We start from the raw sequence: 13,380 nt of genomic DNA, 5'->3' as shown, positions 1-13,380 counted from the left end.
TTTATCCCTTATTTTGTCGACCTGTTTTCCGCCGAAACTTCATCAGCCAGTGTCTGTATAAACGCGGTTAACTCCTGAACGGTATCCCCTTCAGACCAGTTAAGCTGGCGTTTAGCTTTATCAGAGCAATACATATAAGTGCTGCCATCCATAATGCGTAAGGCCTCCTGTGAAAGGGGCATTTGAGGCCCCAGAGAGGAAACTTTATCCATCAGCCAGGCCAGGGCACTTAAAGAGGATGCTGATTTAAAAGGTGGGATTTTGCGTTTACCAATTTCCGCCATTCGCGTAAACAACATCGGCATTGAGAAATCCTTTCCGGTAAACAGGAAATTTTGCCGCTGAATATCCGGGTTAAGTAACTGAATCAATCCATCACAAAGATGATCCACATGACAAAGTTGAAAACGGCTGGTGGTAGCGATTTGAAACGGGATCTTATCGCGAAAAAAAGCACGAATGGTTTGGCTTAATACACTGTTATCTCCCGGGCCAAAAACCCCGCCGGGAATAGCAATATTAACCGGTAAGCCTTGCTGCTGTTTTTGCTGCAAAAAGTAATGGGCAATTTGTTTGGTTTCTTCGTAATAGCAGCGAAAAACGCCATTATGCTGGTGAGTTTCATCCGGATAGCTTCCCTGAGTCTCCCCTAATGCTGCCGTCGTACTCATGTAAATCATTTGTGGAATAGAAGCCAGCTGTGCAGCATCAAACAGATCCAGCGTTGCTGTTACATTGGTGTGGTACATTGCCCGACGAGCAGAGGAAGAGGTAGGTAAACCAACCCGATAATCCGCAGCCATATGAATCAATGCCTGATGACCTTTTAACGCACTCCGGTAGCTTTCCGGCCGGGATAAATCACCGGTAATTAACGTAGTTTCTGGCGGCAACGCAGGACGACCGGGTATTTTCTGCCATGACGGTGACCGAACTAAAACGGTCAGCGCATAACCCTGTTGATACAGTTTTGATAGCAGATGAGAACCAATAAATCCGGTTCCGCCAGTAATAAAAATGCGTGGCCTGTTCATCATGAATAATCGTCCTTGTCGATAAAAGAGACCAATGATTGCAGAATAAAAAATCCGTCATGGGGGGCCAGCAACGAGCGGTCATGCATACGCCCTATCGGGCAATAGCGGGTAAAACCACTGTGCTGAAAGTCTGAAATATCTCCCCAATACCCTAACGTTTGCAGGCGACCTGGCCAGCGTGATTTTGCATTGGACAGGCTGATATCTACAGGAGACAAAATAAGCTGAAAGCCTTTAGGTAGCCATAAATCAGGGGAAAATTGACGACTCAGGGTAACTCCCCAGCCGCTGAATTCACTGTAATCAATTTTGCCCCAGCCCGGTGTCAGCTTTTGATACATCGCCAGCTCACGAGCTTTAGCTAACTGAGCAATTCGCTCATCTTCCTCCAGACGGGGCAGGCTATCTAAAGCATTCTGTAATTGCGGGTATAACTGTTCGGCAGCCTGCTCACTATCCAACAAAATAAAGCGGGGTGAACTACATACTTGCTGCAGAAACAGACAAACATCTGTCAGAATTTTTTCTACCGGCGGTAACTGATGGCCCAATATTGCCATCCCACTAATTTTTGGGCCAAGTTCAATTAAACGAATATGTGCAGGCGTTATCTTTCGATAATGCTGGATTAACGCTTCGCCACCTGCCAGTAAAATAGTATCAATTCCCTGTAATAGCTGCTCATCACTTTGCTGATGGCTTTGCCAGTCGCTGATTTGGCATTCATCATCTGATAAGTCTAAAGCCTGACGTAAAGACTCCAGCCAGCCTCGTGAGTGCCGGGCTTTGATTCTCATACGGCTACCAATCAGATAAGCCGCTAAAAAACCCTCCAGCGTACCCAAAGGGTCTTTTTCAGAAATCACCAACAGTAACCGACCAGGTGGACGCCAGTTTCTTCCCGCCAGCTCGCGCTCCATTTTCTGTTCCGGCAAATCGGTTGAACACCACAAATGAAGTCGGGACTGGCAAAATTGCTGGGTGGCCGGATCGGAAGAAAATTGCATATTCGACCGCATACAGCTGGCAATCCACGCTCTTGTTTTTATCAACCTTTCAGTCAATTGCTGTTTCATAAAGCTTCAGCAGCACAGGTCCCTTCCGGGGTTGTGGCTCTTCCTAAATAACGCAGGTAAGGTCGCGGTTGACCGCATGAACAGTGTTCACCCCACAAACCTAAATCCTGAGTTAATAAACGCTGAGCGGGCAATGAAGCAAAGAAAGGATTCTCAAGCTGAATAAGCCCCTGCTGGCCTGCGGCGGCAGAATTGCCATTCGCATCAATAATGGTAAAAGAGGAGTAAGCCGGAATATGGAAATGCCCTTCCTGACAGCTGATATAGTGCAACGGATGTTCCGTCATACCGTAAATATCCCGAATATCTACCAATGGTGCCTGTAAACATTGATTCAAACCGGCAACAATTTGCTGGCGATCCAGTTGTTGCGTCATGCCCTTCCAGCCGCCACCGGTTAATCCTCTAACTGGCGCTTGTAGCGTAAATGAAGTCGGGCGACTTAAGCACAGATGCTCAAAAAACACCGTCAGGCCAAAAATATAGATAGGTTCCGGCTCATTCGCCCAGCGCTGTAGCGTCTCCCAGGCTAATTGGCTATCAAAATGACCATCCGGCTGAACGGCAAATACACACTCCTTTACCGGCGCACAAGCGGTGAATTTCATAAAGGCCGTAGCATATCCGGCATGATCCCCTGAGTGAGGGTCCGGAGAAAGCAGAAGAAAGCGGGAAGGGGTTAATGACACCAAACCATTAGCAATAAACATTTGTGTCATTGCGCGCTGAATGCGGCTCATACTGGCTACATCAAAAAATACCTGAGTTTTTCCCTGCGTTCCGGTACCAGAGCTGGAGAGCCATTGCCCCGGTTCATCCATGGGAGTCGCCAGATTAAGGGTTTTAAACAATCCAACTGGGATAACCGGTGATGATTGCTCTTCGCAGAGTTGCGCATAGGTGGGATTATGTAAGCAGTGCCAGTTGTCTATTTGCTGCATTGCCGCACTAAATATCTGCTGTTGCGCTAGCGAACTTAACGCATAAGGCGTTGGTAAATCAGCCAATGTATCTACAGCGGTCAGTGACTCAGCTTTTTCCATATAATCAGACATCTCTGTTTCCCTAATTAATCAGTAAAATATTGGCTGAACAATACTTTTACCACGCTATCCCTGTATTATTTTTTAACATAATCAATGAATTTTTAGTTTAAAAAATAATAGAAATCCACTCTTTATCTATTATTCAGAACAATAACCATTGGGAAAGTTCCCGGCTGAATGGGTATAACATAAATATATGATGCCTGTTTCCCACAAAAATCTGCTTAAATACTAAATATCATTGATCGGGAATCAATAATCACCATGAAAACCACACTGGAAGAACTTCTGGCATTTGTTACCGTTGTCGACAGTAATTCTATTACTCATGCGGCCAGTAAACTGAATCAAACGGTTTCAGGTATTAGCCGGGCACTGGGCAGACTGGAAGAAAAACTGGAAACTTCACTGTTAAATCGCACGACGCGGCGACTGGCATTAACGGAAGAAGGCCAGGCATTTTTAGTGCACGCCCGAAAGATTTTAGCCTCTGTCGATGAAGCGGAAGATCAAATGGCAATACGCCGCCAACAGCCTTCTGGCTTGCTTCGGGTCAATGCGGCTTCACCTTTTATGATACATACCATCGTGCCAATTATTGGTGAGTTCCGTCGCCTTTATCCGCAAATTGAACTGGAATTAAATACTAATGACCACTTCATCGATTTGCTGGAACATAAGACCGATATCGCTATCCGTATTGGTGAATTACGTGACTCAACCCTGCATGCCCGTTATTTAGGCTCCAGCCAGAGGCGCGCTCTGGCAAGTCCTGAGTATCTAAAAACCCATCCGGCAATCACCTGTACAGAAGATTTAACCTCCCACCAGCTGCTGGGTTTTACCCAAGTAGATAAGTTAAATGAATGGCCCTTCAGCGATGATAATGGTCATCTGTTACATATAACACCAAACCTGACCGCCTCCAGTGGGGAAACATTAAGACAGTTGGCTTTATCCGGAGAAGGTATTGTTTGCCTGTCTGATTTTATGACCCATAAAGACAGAATGCAGGGAGATCTAATAGAGATACTACCGCAGCAAACGGTCAAGGTCATGCAACCCATTAACGCGGTCTATTATCGTAATACCCAGCTGTCTGCCAGAATCACCTGTTTTTTAGATTTCTTAAGTAATCGAATAAAAATAATGCTTTAAATAAACGTTTTAATATAAATACCCACCTTAATAATTAAACCAAAATAACGTCATAAACTGACATTATTTTCAGATTGATGACAACACCTGATTTATTGAGTTTTGTGTTTTAAAATTGCCAATTGTCGGGAGGGGCTCCCGTGGGGGTTGACTTGGCGTAAGCCAACGACAAACAGGCAAAGCCTGTTTGAACAGTGCTTGCACTGGCCCGAAAGGTGTTTCATAACTGCCCGTAGGTAGACCAGGCTCGACACGCGCTAAAGCCAAGTACAGATGACCTTCCGGTCGAGCACAACGTTAATATAAGCATTTTAGATTTTACGACCGGAATATTCATTGATGCCAATTTATCTGGTTTGTCAGCACCCTAAAAATAACACCATAAACTGACGTTATTTTTTTATATGAAATTAATCACAATTTAATAACATTTCATGGCATTCCTTTAAGACTCTACTACGATTAATTTAACATCAATAACCCCTACCGGTAGTTATCGTGTTGTTTTGTAAAAAATATTAACACGGCAGCTTATTAGTAACTTTGTTACTAATAAGCTGCCGTGTGTTAACAATTCAAACCTAAACTAAAATAGTTAAGCATGGAGATTTTCATGAAAAAAACGCTATTAGCCACGATTGTGTTTGGTACCTGTATGGCCGTCTCTGCAGCTACGCTGGCAGCCACAAAAATTGGGGTTACGATTTATAAATACGATGACAACTTTATGTCCGTTGTTCGTAAAGCGATTGAGAAAGAGTCTGCCGGCAATAAAGACGTCGCGCTGTTAATGAATGACTCACAGAATGACCAATCCAAACAAAATGACCAGATTGATGTTCTGATTGCGAAAGGGGTTAAAGCTCTGGCAATTAACCTGGTTGATCCAGCGGCTGCTCAGGTAGTGATTGATAAAGCACGCGGCGACTCCATTCCGGTAGTGTTCTTCAATAAAGAGCCGTCAAAAACCGCATTGGATAACCGAAAAAGAAGTGAGTCATCTGTTTAGTATTATTCGTAAATTAAAAGATCGCGGCTGCGGTATTGTTTATATCTCCCACAAAATGGAAGAGATATTCCAGCTATGCGATGAAATAACCGTACTCCGTGATGGGCAATGGGTCACCACTCGCCCTCTTGAAGGGTTAGCAATGAATGACATTATTTCTATGATGGTAGGTCGTTCATTAACTCAACGCTTTCCGGAAAAAACCAATGATATTGGTGATGTGATTCTTGAAGTTAAAAATCTGACTTCCAAAAAACAACCTTCGGTTCAGGATGTCTCTTTTTCTCTGCGTAAAGGAGAAATATTAGGCATTGCTGGCTTAGTGGGTGCAAAACGCACTGATATTGTGGAAATACTATTTGGTATTCGTGAAAGAAGCGCCGGCCAAATTATTCTGAATGGAAAAGAGATAAAGAATAACAACGCTAATGAAGCTATTAGCCATGGTTTTGCTTTAGTAACGGAAGAACGCCGATCGACAGGTATTTACGCCCATTTGGATATTGGATTTAACTCTTTAATTTCCAATATGAAAACCTACAAAAACTCAGTTGGTTTATTAAATAATAACCGAATGAAAAGTGATACTCAGTGGGTTATCGATTCAATGCGGGTAAAAACCCCTGGCCATAAAACAGCGATTGGTTCTCTCTCTGGTGGTAACCAGCAAAAAGTTATTATTGGTCGCTGGCTACTAACCCGACCTGAAATTTTATTATTGGATGAGCCTACCCGGGGAATTGACGTAGGTGCCAAATTTGAAATTTATCAATTAATTATTGAGCTGGCAAAAAAAGAGAAGGGAATCATTATTATTTCTTCTGAGATGCCCGAACTATTAGGTATTACTGACCGTATTCTGGTTATGAGCAATGGCCGTCTGGCGGGTATTGTTAATACTAAAGAAACGTCTCAGAGTGAAATTCTGCAACTGGCTTCTAAATATCTATAAGTTATAGGATCGGCATATTATGAGTACCAAAAATAAAGGCTCTGTTGTGAATTTCATGAAAGAGAACGGTATTTATATCGTTCTCTTTGTGCTGCTTGGCATTATTATTATTCAGGATACTTCGTTCCTTAGTTTGCTTAACCTGAGTAATATTCTTACCCAATCTTCAGTACGAATTATTATTGCTCTTGGGGTTGCCGGGTTGATTGTAACCCAGGGAACTGACCTGTCAGCGGGGCGTCAGGTGGGTTTAGCTGCCGTAATTGCCGCTACTTTGCTGCAATCTATGAGTAACGTAAATAAAGTATTCCCGGGTTTAGGTGAAATTCCTATTCCGGTAGTGATTCTGATTGTTTGCGCTATTGGTGCAATCATTGGGCTAATCAATGGATTAATTATTGCCTATCTCAATGTGACACCGTTTATTACCACCTTAGGTACCATGATTATCGTTTATGGTATTAACTCCCTTTATTATGACTTTGTTGGTGCTTCACCTATTGCCGGTTTCGACCCACGCTTTTCTACTTTTGCTCAGGGGTTTATTCGGTTTGGCGATTTTAAGCTGTCGTATATAACCTTCTACGCCGCTATTGCTATCGGATTCGTCTGGATTTTGTGGAACAAAACTCGCTTTGGTAAAAACATATTTGCCATCGGCGGTAACCCTGAAGCGGCAAAAGTCTCTGGTGTTAACGTAACTCTGAATCTGATTATGGTGTATGCCCTGTCCGGTGTTTTCTATGCTTTTGGCGGTATGCTGGAAGCAGGGCGTATTGGTAGCGCCACCAATAACCTGGGCTTTATGTATGAGCTGGATGCTATCGCAGCCTGTGTGGTTGGTGGTGTGTCGTTTAGCGGCGGTGTGGGAACGGTTGCCGGGGTAGTAACCGGGGTACTGATTTTTACCGTTATCAACTATGGCCTGACGTATATCGGGGTGAACCCTTACTGGCAGTATATTATTAAGGGCAGCATTATTATCTTTGCGGTAGCGTTGGATTCGTTGAAGTATGCGAAGAAGAAATAATATCTATAGGTTGATAAATTAGCTTTAGTGGATATTCCGGCCGTAAATACCAGGTGATTATATTACTCTGGTACTCGGCCGGAAACTTAACTTCAGAGTGTATCGGCTCCAAGTATTTTCACATCAGTCCGTATATTTAACCCAAAGTAACTTACCATCTGAAATCATCTGACTAAACAGCGCTTCCATTTTTTCTTTTTCACTATCCGCTACATGGTATAACAACAATAAATCTTCACAGAGATGATTTAACTGTACTTCTGTTAATGGCTGTTTCCTGATAAAGCCTAAATAGGAAGCACCAATACCAATAAGCTCTAAGCCATATTGTTGTTGAAAGCGTTTTGCCAATATAAAGTTTTCTGCCGGTGATAAATCACAACTAAAATAACCATTAGGAAATGCATATAAGGTTTCATAACTATGATTTACCGGTACAACTAATGCAGATACCGGACAATCAAAAATAGAAAAGGGATCTGTTTGATATTCAATCCACTCTTCTAAATTCTCATCCGTTAATGTTAATCCTTTTTCACAAACCTGTTCAAAGGTAACGTCTTTTATTAAACGTTGAAAATTATGCTGACAAATAAACATCTCAGATGGGGTATCTAAATACCCAAGATACTCACCTTCGTCAAAACATTCAGCTGGTAGCCCGGATAAATCCAAACCATCGCTATCGGCTAAATCATAAGTCATTCTGGCATGGCCTGAGGTATAGCAAGCCTGAGATACATCATCCAGTGTTAGTAGAATTCGTTGATTACTGTATTCCTGACTTTTTTGATGATAAAAATCTATCAAACTATCCAGGCTTTCAATCTCATCAATTCGATACTCATTACAGAGACCTCCTGAAGGATTATGTGCCTCATCATGGCCTAAAAATTTAATCTTCATCTACTATGTCCCTTTATAGTTATCAGCCAGCTTTCACCAGATACTGCTTCCCACTCACCTCAACTAACGGCACCCTGTGGCTAGTTTCAAAAAAATCGTACGCCGGCTTGAGCGTTTGCCAAAAATCAATATATTCCGAATCCTGATACTGATTCATTTTATTTTGCGTCATGGCAAACGGAAAAATATGGATGGGAACCACCTTCTGCCCACCGGCAAAAGCCTGTTCAACCAGTCCATATATCTCAGTGATGATAGGGTCAGTCATGGCATAGCAGCCGGCTGAGGCACAACCACCATGTACCATAAGAAAATCACCGGTATAGCCATTAGCCCTATCAAAAGCATTAGGGTAACCAATATTAAAAGAGAGGTGATAATTGCTATTGGGATTGAGTAACCCTTTAGTTGTTGAGTAGAAACCTTCGGGGCTTTTATAGTCCCCTTGCTTCTTTTTAGGCCCTAATCCGCCGGAATAGGTGCAGATAACATAGCTTTTATACAGCTCATAAGGTTTATTGTCTGAACTAAACCACAGCTCAAATTTATCTTCTGCTTTAATAATTCGGATATACAGACGATCGCCAAACTTAATCTGCTTTTCTGGTTCAGGTGGACGGGGATGAATAGTTCCATCATCCGGGCCAGGGTCTTCAGAGGGACGGCTGGTAAGATTCTGATAAATCAGCAGGCTGACGATCACAATCAGCACCAGAATAATAATGAAAAGCACATTTCTCATTTAATAACGTCCATATTATCTTTGTAACTTTCTATCCATAGTAAAAAAGCCAATCTGTAAACAGATTGGCTTTTTATAACGCACATAGCAATCACAATACTGGGTGCTGATTACATCATTTTCTTGGTCAATTCGATAACGCGCAGTTTTGCAATGGCTTTACTCAGCTCTGCAGATGCCTGTGCATAATCGATGTCACCATGCGAATTACGGATGTGTTCTTCCGCTTTACGCTTGGATTCCATTGCCCGAGCTTCATCAAGATCCTGTCCGCGGATAGCCGTATCAGATAAAACGGTAACGATGGTCGGTTGAACCTCAAGAATACCACCAGAAAGGTAGATAAACTCTTCATCACCGTTTAGCTTAACGATACGAATCAGGCCCGGCTTGATGGCAGTGAGCAGCGGCGTATGCTGAGGATAAATCCCCAGTTCACCTTCGCTACCCGTCACCTGGATTCTTTGTACTTCGCCAGAAAACATATTATTTTCCGCACTCACTACGTCCAGATGGAAAGTTGATACAGCCATGTAGCCCTCCTATTGCAGCTTACAGTTTCTTGGCTTTTTCCACAGCTTCGTCAATGGAGCCAACCATGTAGAACGCCTGCTCAGGCAGATGATCGTATTCACCGTTCATAATACCGTTGAAGCCACGGATAGTGTCTTTCAGCGATACGTACTTACCAGAAGAACCGGTAAATACTTCTGCAACGAAGAATGGCTGAGACAGGAAGCGCTGAATCTTACGAGCACGAGATACCACCAGCTTGTCACTTTCTGACAGCTCGTCCATACCCAGAATCGCAATGATGTCTTTCAGTTCCTGATAACGTTGCAGAATTGACTGAACGCCACGGGCACAATCATAGTGCTCCTGACCAACCACTAATGGATCCAGCTGGCGGCTGGTTGAATCAAGTGGGTCAACCGCAGGGTAAATACCCAGAGAAGCGATTTGACGACTTAATACTACCGTTGCGTCCAGGTGGGCGAAGGTGGTTGCAGGTGATGGGTCAGTCAAGTCATCCGCAGGTACGTATACAGCCTGTACCGAGGTGATTGAACCGGTTTTAGTGGATGTAATACGTTCTTGCAGTACACCCATCTCTTCTGCCAGCGTTGGCTGATAACCTACCGCTGATGGCATACGACCTAACAGTGCGGATACTTCCGTACCGGCCAGGGTATAGCGATAGATGTTATCGATAAATAACAGAACGTCACGGCCTTCATCACGGAATTTTTCCGCCATGGTTAAGCCGGTTAATGCAACGCGCAGACGGTTTCCTGGTGGCTCGTTCATTTGGCCATAAACCAGAGATACCTTATCCAGTACGTTTGATTCGGTCATTTCATGATAGAAGTCGTTACCTTCACGAGTACGTTCACCTACACCCGCAAATACAGAGTAACCTGAGTGCTCAGTCGCAATGTTACGAATCAGCTCCATCATGTTTACGGTTTTACCTACACCCGCACCACCGAACAGACCAACTTTACCACCTTTAGCAAACGGACAAATCAGGTCGATAACCTTGATACCCGTTTCCAGCAGTTCAGTTGCACCTGACAGATCTTCATAACTTGGTGCTTCACGGTGAATAGCCCAACGGACTTCTTCACCAATATCGCCTTTCATATCGATAGGCTCACCAAGTACGTTCATGATACGACCCAGAGTCGCAACACCAACAGGTACTTCGATAGGGTGCTCTAAATCTAATACTTTCAGACCGCGGCTTAAGCCATCAGATGTACCCATTGCGATACAACGGACTACACCACCACCGAGCTGTTGTTGAACTTCCAGCACCAGCTTGGCATCGATCTGAACTTCAAGCGCGTCGTACACCTTTGGTACGGCGTCTTGAGGGAATTCGACGTCCACTACGGCGCCGATAACCTGGATAATCTTTCCAGTAGCCATCTTGAATCCTCTACGTAATTCCTAAACCAAGCCCTAGACCGCCGAAGCTCCCGAGACAATCTCGGTAAGTTCCTGAGTGATGCTGGCCTGACGCGCTTTGTTATAAACCAACTGAAGCTCTTTAATCAGCTCGCCACCGTTATCGGTTGCGGCTTTCATCGCTACCATTCGCGCGGCCTGCTCGCTTGCCAGGTTCTCAACTACACTTTGATAAACCTGCGATTCGACATAACGACGCAGCAAGGTATCCAGCAGCGACTTCGGATCGGGCTCATATAGATAATCCCAGGACTTATTTTTGATTTCTTCGTCATCTGACGGCGGCAGCGGTAACAGCTGTCTGATTTCTGGCGATTGCGACATGGTGTTAACAAACTTGTTGTTAGCAACATACAGTCTGTCTAAACGACCTTCATCATAGGCCTGCAGCATAACTTTTACCGGACCTATCAGTTCAGATACCGATGGGCTATCTCCCATACCGGTAACCTGAGCCACAATATTGCCACCCACCGATGAAAAGAAAGAGGCACCTTTAGAGCCGATTAGCGCTAAATCAACGCTAACGCCTTTATCATTCCACTCTTTCATTTCGGCCAGTAATCTTTTGAATAAGTTAATATTCAATCCACCACACAGACCACGGTCAGTAGACACAACCAGATAACCAACGCGCTTAACGTCACGTTCATCCAGATAAGGGTGCTTATACTCAAGATTACCTAACGCAAGGTGACCAATCACTTTGCGCATCATCTCAGCATAAGGACGGCTTGCCGCCATGCGTTCTTGCGATTTACGCATTTTAGACGCGGCAACCATCTCCATCGCTTTGGTGATCTTTTGCGTATTTTGTACGCTGCCGATCTTACTACGTATTTCTTTTGCGCCGGCCATTTAAGCTTCTCCTCACTACCTTACGGCCCCTGAAGGCCGTTTGGTATTACCAAGACTGGGTTGCCTTGAAGGTATCGAGAATAGCTTTAAAGCCTGCCTCGATCTCATCATTGTAACCACCGGTTTGGTTGATTTGCTGTAAAAGTTCAGCGTGGTCACGCTCAGCATAGGCTAATAAAGCCGCTTCAAAGCTACCAACCTTCTCTAACGTAACATCTTCCAGATAACCGCGTTCAGCAGCGAAAAGCACCAGAGACTGGTTAGCAACTGACATTGGGTCATACTGTTTCTGTTTCAGTAATTCGGTAACTTTTTGACCATGGCTCAGCTGTTTACGTGTTGCATCATCCAAATCAGAAGCGAACTGGGAGAATGCCGCCAGCTCACGATACTGTGCCAGAGCGGTACGGATACCACCGGACAGTTTCTTCATGATTTTAGTTTGTGCTGCACCACCAACCCGCGATACGGAAATACCTGGGTTAACCGCCGGGCGAATACCCGCGTTAAACAGGTTAGATTCCAGGAAGATCTGGCCGTCGGTAATGGAGATTACGTTAGTCGGAACGAACGCAGAAACGTCACCCGCCTGAGTTTCGATGATCGGTAACGCAGTTAATGAACCGGTTTTACCTTTCACTTCGCCTTTGGTAAAGGCTTCAACGTAGTCTTCGTTAACGCGAGCAGCACGCTCCAGTAAACGAGAGTGGAGATAGAATACGTCACCAGGGAATGCTTCACGACCTGGTGGACGACGCAGCAGCAGAGAGATCTGACGATATGCAACAGCCTGCTTAGACAGGTCATCATAAATAATCAGAGCATCTTCACCGCGATCGCGGAAATATTCACCCATTGCACATCCGGCATATGGCGCCAGATATTGCAGTGCGGCAGATTCAGATGCTGAAGCAACCACAACGATAGTGTTGGCTAATGCATTATGTTCTTCTAACTTACGCACTACGTTGGCGATAGTTGAAGCTTTCTGGCCGATAGCCACATAAATACATTTAATACCAGAATCACGCTGGTTGATGATGGCATCGATCGCCAGAGCAGTTTTACCGGTCTGACGGTCACCGATAATCAGCTCACGCTGACCACGGCCGATTGGAATCATGGAGTCAACAGACTTATAACCGGTCTGAACCGGCTGGTCTACCGATTGACGCTCGATAACGCCCGGAGCGATAGCTTCTACAGCAGAGAAACCATCATGCTCAACCGGACCTTTACCGTCGATTGGCGCACCCAGGGTGTTAACAACACGACCAAGCAGACCACGACCGACCGGAACCTCAAGAATACGGCCAGTACACTTAACTTTCATGCCTTCGGCAAGGTCAGTGTATGGGCCCATAACTACCGCACCAACGGAGTCACGCTCAAGGTTAAGTGCAATCGCATAGCGGCTACCTGGCAGCGCGATCATCTCGCCCTGCATTACATCGGCTAAACCGTGAATACGGATAATTCCGTCACTGACGGAAACAATAGTACCTTCGTTGTGAGCTTCACTCACAACATTGAACTGAGCAATGCGTTGCTTGATCAGTTCGCTGATTTCTGTGGAATTCAGTTGCATGCTCCAG

The 13,380-nt window shown here is 44.5% G+C and carries 11 protein-coding genes and 2 pseudogenes; 4 read left to right on the top strand and 9 right to left on the bottom strand.

Annotated features, from left to right (window positions below):
- Positions 1-8: 8 nt before the first annotated feature.
- From I2494_RS08790 to I2494_RS08780, 3 genes are all read right to left on the bottom strand, one after another.
- The gene (locus tag I2494_RS08790; RefSeq protein ID WP_218468319.1) at positions 9-1,037 is read right to left on the bottom strand and encodes an NAD-dependent epimerase/dehydratase family protein; all 1,029 of its coding nucleotides are present in this window, start codon (positions 1,035-1,037) and stop codon (positions 9-11) included.
- Entirely contained in the window at positions 1,034-2,044 is a 1,011-nt protein-coding gene (locus I2494_RS08785; protein WP_228350901.1) for an acyl-CoA reductase, read from the bottom strand. Before I2494_RS08785 ends, I2494_RS08790 begins: the two co-directional genes overlap by 4 nt.
- A 65-nt stretch (positions 2,045-2,109) precedes the next feature.
- A complete protein-coding gene (locus I2494_RS08780; RefSeq protein ID WP_228350900.1) occupies positions 2,110-3,168 on the bottom strand; it encodes a LuxE/PaaK family acyltransferase in 1,059 nt (352 codons plus the stop codon).
- Positions 3,169-3,423: 255 nt separating this feature from the next.
- Between I2494_RS08780 and I2494_RS08775 the strand changes: the two genes are divergently transcribed.
- From I2494_RS08775 to mglC, 4 genes and pseudogenes are all read left to right on the top strand, one after another.
- The gene (locus I2494_RS08775) at positions 3,424-4,317 is read left to right on the top strand and encodes a LysR family transcriptional regulator (RefSeq protein WP_218468317.1); all 894 of its coding nucleotides are present in this window, start codon (positions 3,424-3,426) and stop codon (positions 4,315-4,317) included.
- Positions 4,318-4,930: 613 nt separating this feature from the next.
- Positions 4,931-5,299 (top strand): annotated as a pseudogene (locus I2494_RS20615) (substrate-binding domain-containing protein); the annotation flags it as partial.
- Positions 5,295-6,278, top strand: a pseudogene (locus I2494_RS08770) (ATP-binding cassette domain-containing protein); the annotation flags it as partial. The pseudogenes I2494_RS20615 and I2494_RS08770, both read left to right, overlap by 5 nt.
- Before the next feature lie 19 nt (positions 6,279-6,297).
- Positions 6,298-7,308, top strand: a complete 1,011-nt coding sequence (mglC, locus tag I2494_RS08765; RefSeq protein ID WP_130593464.1) for a galactose/methyl galactoside ABC transporter permease MglC — start codon at positions 6,298-6,300, stop codon at positions 7,306-7,308.
- A 123-nt stretch (positions 7,309-7,431) separates the two neighbouring features.
- On the opposite strand, the gene I2494_RS08760 is transcribed toward mglC, so the two are convergent.
- The 6 genes from I2494_RS08760 to atpA form a co-directional block, all read right to left on the bottom strand.
- Positions 7,432-8,214: a DUF4253 domain-containing protein gene (locus tag I2494_RS08760; RefSeq protein ID WP_218468314.1), complete on the bottom strand. Its 783-nt coding sequence runs from the start codon at positions 8,212-8,214 to the stop codon at positions 7,432-7,434.
- Between the two features lie 22 nt (positions 8,215-8,236).
- Positions 8,237-8,956: a L,D-transpeptidase family protein gene (locus tag I2494_RS08755; protein WP_218468313.1), complete on the bottom strand. Its 720-nt coding sequence runs from the start codon at positions 8,954-8,956 to the stop codon at positions 8,237-8,239.
- A 110-nt stretch (positions 8,957-9,066) separates the two neighbouring features.
- Positions 9,067-9,489 (bottom strand): F0F1 ATP synthase subunit epsilon, encoded by a 423-nt coding sequence (locus I2494_RS08750; protein ID WP_130593467.1) that lies wholly within the window; start codon positions 9,487-9,489, stop codon positions 9,067-9,069.
- A gap of 19 nt (positions 9,490-9,508) precedes the next feature.
- Positions 9,509-10,888, bottom strand: coding sequence for a F0F1 ATP synthase subunit beta (gene atpD / locus I2494_RS08745; RefSeq protein WP_130593468.1), 1,380 nt, complete (start codon positions 10,886-10,888; stop codon positions 9,509-9,511).
- 33 nt (positions 10,889-10,921) lie between these two features.
- A complete protein-coding gene (atpG, locus tag I2494_RS08740; protein ID WP_130593469.1) occupies positions 10,922-11,785 on the bottom strand; it encodes a F0F1 ATP synthase subunit gamma in 864 nt (287 codons plus the stop codon).
- Positions 11,786-11,831: 46 nt separating this feature from the next.
- A complete protein-coding gene (atpA, locus tag I2494_RS08735; RefSeq protein ID WP_218468312.1) occupies positions 11,832-13,373 on the bottom strand; it encodes a F0F1 ATP synthase subunit alpha in 1,542 nt (513 codons plus the stop codon).
- Between the last annotated feature and the right edge of the window lie 7 nt (positions 13,374-13,380).

Origin of the sequence: Limnobaculum allomyrinae (genome assembly GCF_016649425.1) — a bacterium.
GTDB classification, from domain to species: domain Bacteria; phylum Pseudomonadota; class Gammaproteobacteria; order Enterobacterales; family Enterobacteriaceae; genus Limnobaculum; species Limnobaculum allomyrinae.
Note: the sequence above shows the minus strand (reverse complement) of the source record. Positions and strands in the feature narration are given on the sequence as shown.

What these genes read in the sequence shown, in the direction of transcription:
- mglC (WP_130593464.1), top strand. Translation starts at nt 6,298, where the DNA reads ATGAGTACCAAAAATAAAGGCTCTGTTGTGAATTTCATGAAAGAGAAC.
- atpG (WP_130593469.1), bottom strand. Translation starts at nt 11,785, where the DNA reads ATGGCCGGCGCAAAAGAAATACGTAGTAAGATCGGCAGCGTACAAAAT.
- I2494_RS08750 (WP_130593467.1), bottom strand. Translation starts at nt 9,489, where the DNA reads ATGGCTGTATCAACTTTCCATCTGGACGTAGTGAGTGCGGAAAATAAT.
- I2494_RS08775 (WP_218468317.1), top strand. Translation starts at nt 3,424, where the DNA reads ATGAAAACCACACTGGAAGAACTTCTGGCATTTGTTACCGTTGTCGAC.
- I2494_RS08755 (WP_218468313.1), bottom strand. Translation starts at nt 8,956, where the DNA reads ATGAGAAATGTGCTTTTCATTATTATTCTGGTGCTGATTGTGATCGTC.
- atpD (WP_130593468.1), bottom strand. Translation starts at nt 10,888, where the DNA reads ATGGCTACTGGAAAGATTATCCAGGTTATCGGCGCCGTAGTGGACGTC.
- I2494_RS08790 (WP_218468319.1), bottom strand. Translation starts at nt 1,037, where the DNA reads ATGATGAACAGGCCACGCATTTTTATTACTGGCGGAACCGGATTTATT.
- atpA (WP_218468312.1), bottom strand. Translation starts at nt 13,373, where the DNA reads ATGCAACTGAATTCCACAGAAATCAGCGAACTGATCAAGCAACGCATT.
- I2494_RS08780 (WP_228350900.1), bottom strand. Translation starts at nt 3,168, where the DNA reads ATGTCTGATTATATGGAAAAAGCTGAGTCACTGACCGCTGTAGATACA.
- I2494_RS08760 (WP_218468314.1), bottom strand. Translation starts at nt 8,214, where the DNA reads ATGAAGATTAAATTTTTAGGCCATGATGAGGCACATAATCCTTCAGGA.
- I2494_RS08785 (WP_228350901.1), bottom strand. Translation starts at nt 2,044, where the DNA reads ATGCAATTTTCTTCCGATCCGGCCACCCAGCAATTTTGCCAGTCCCGA.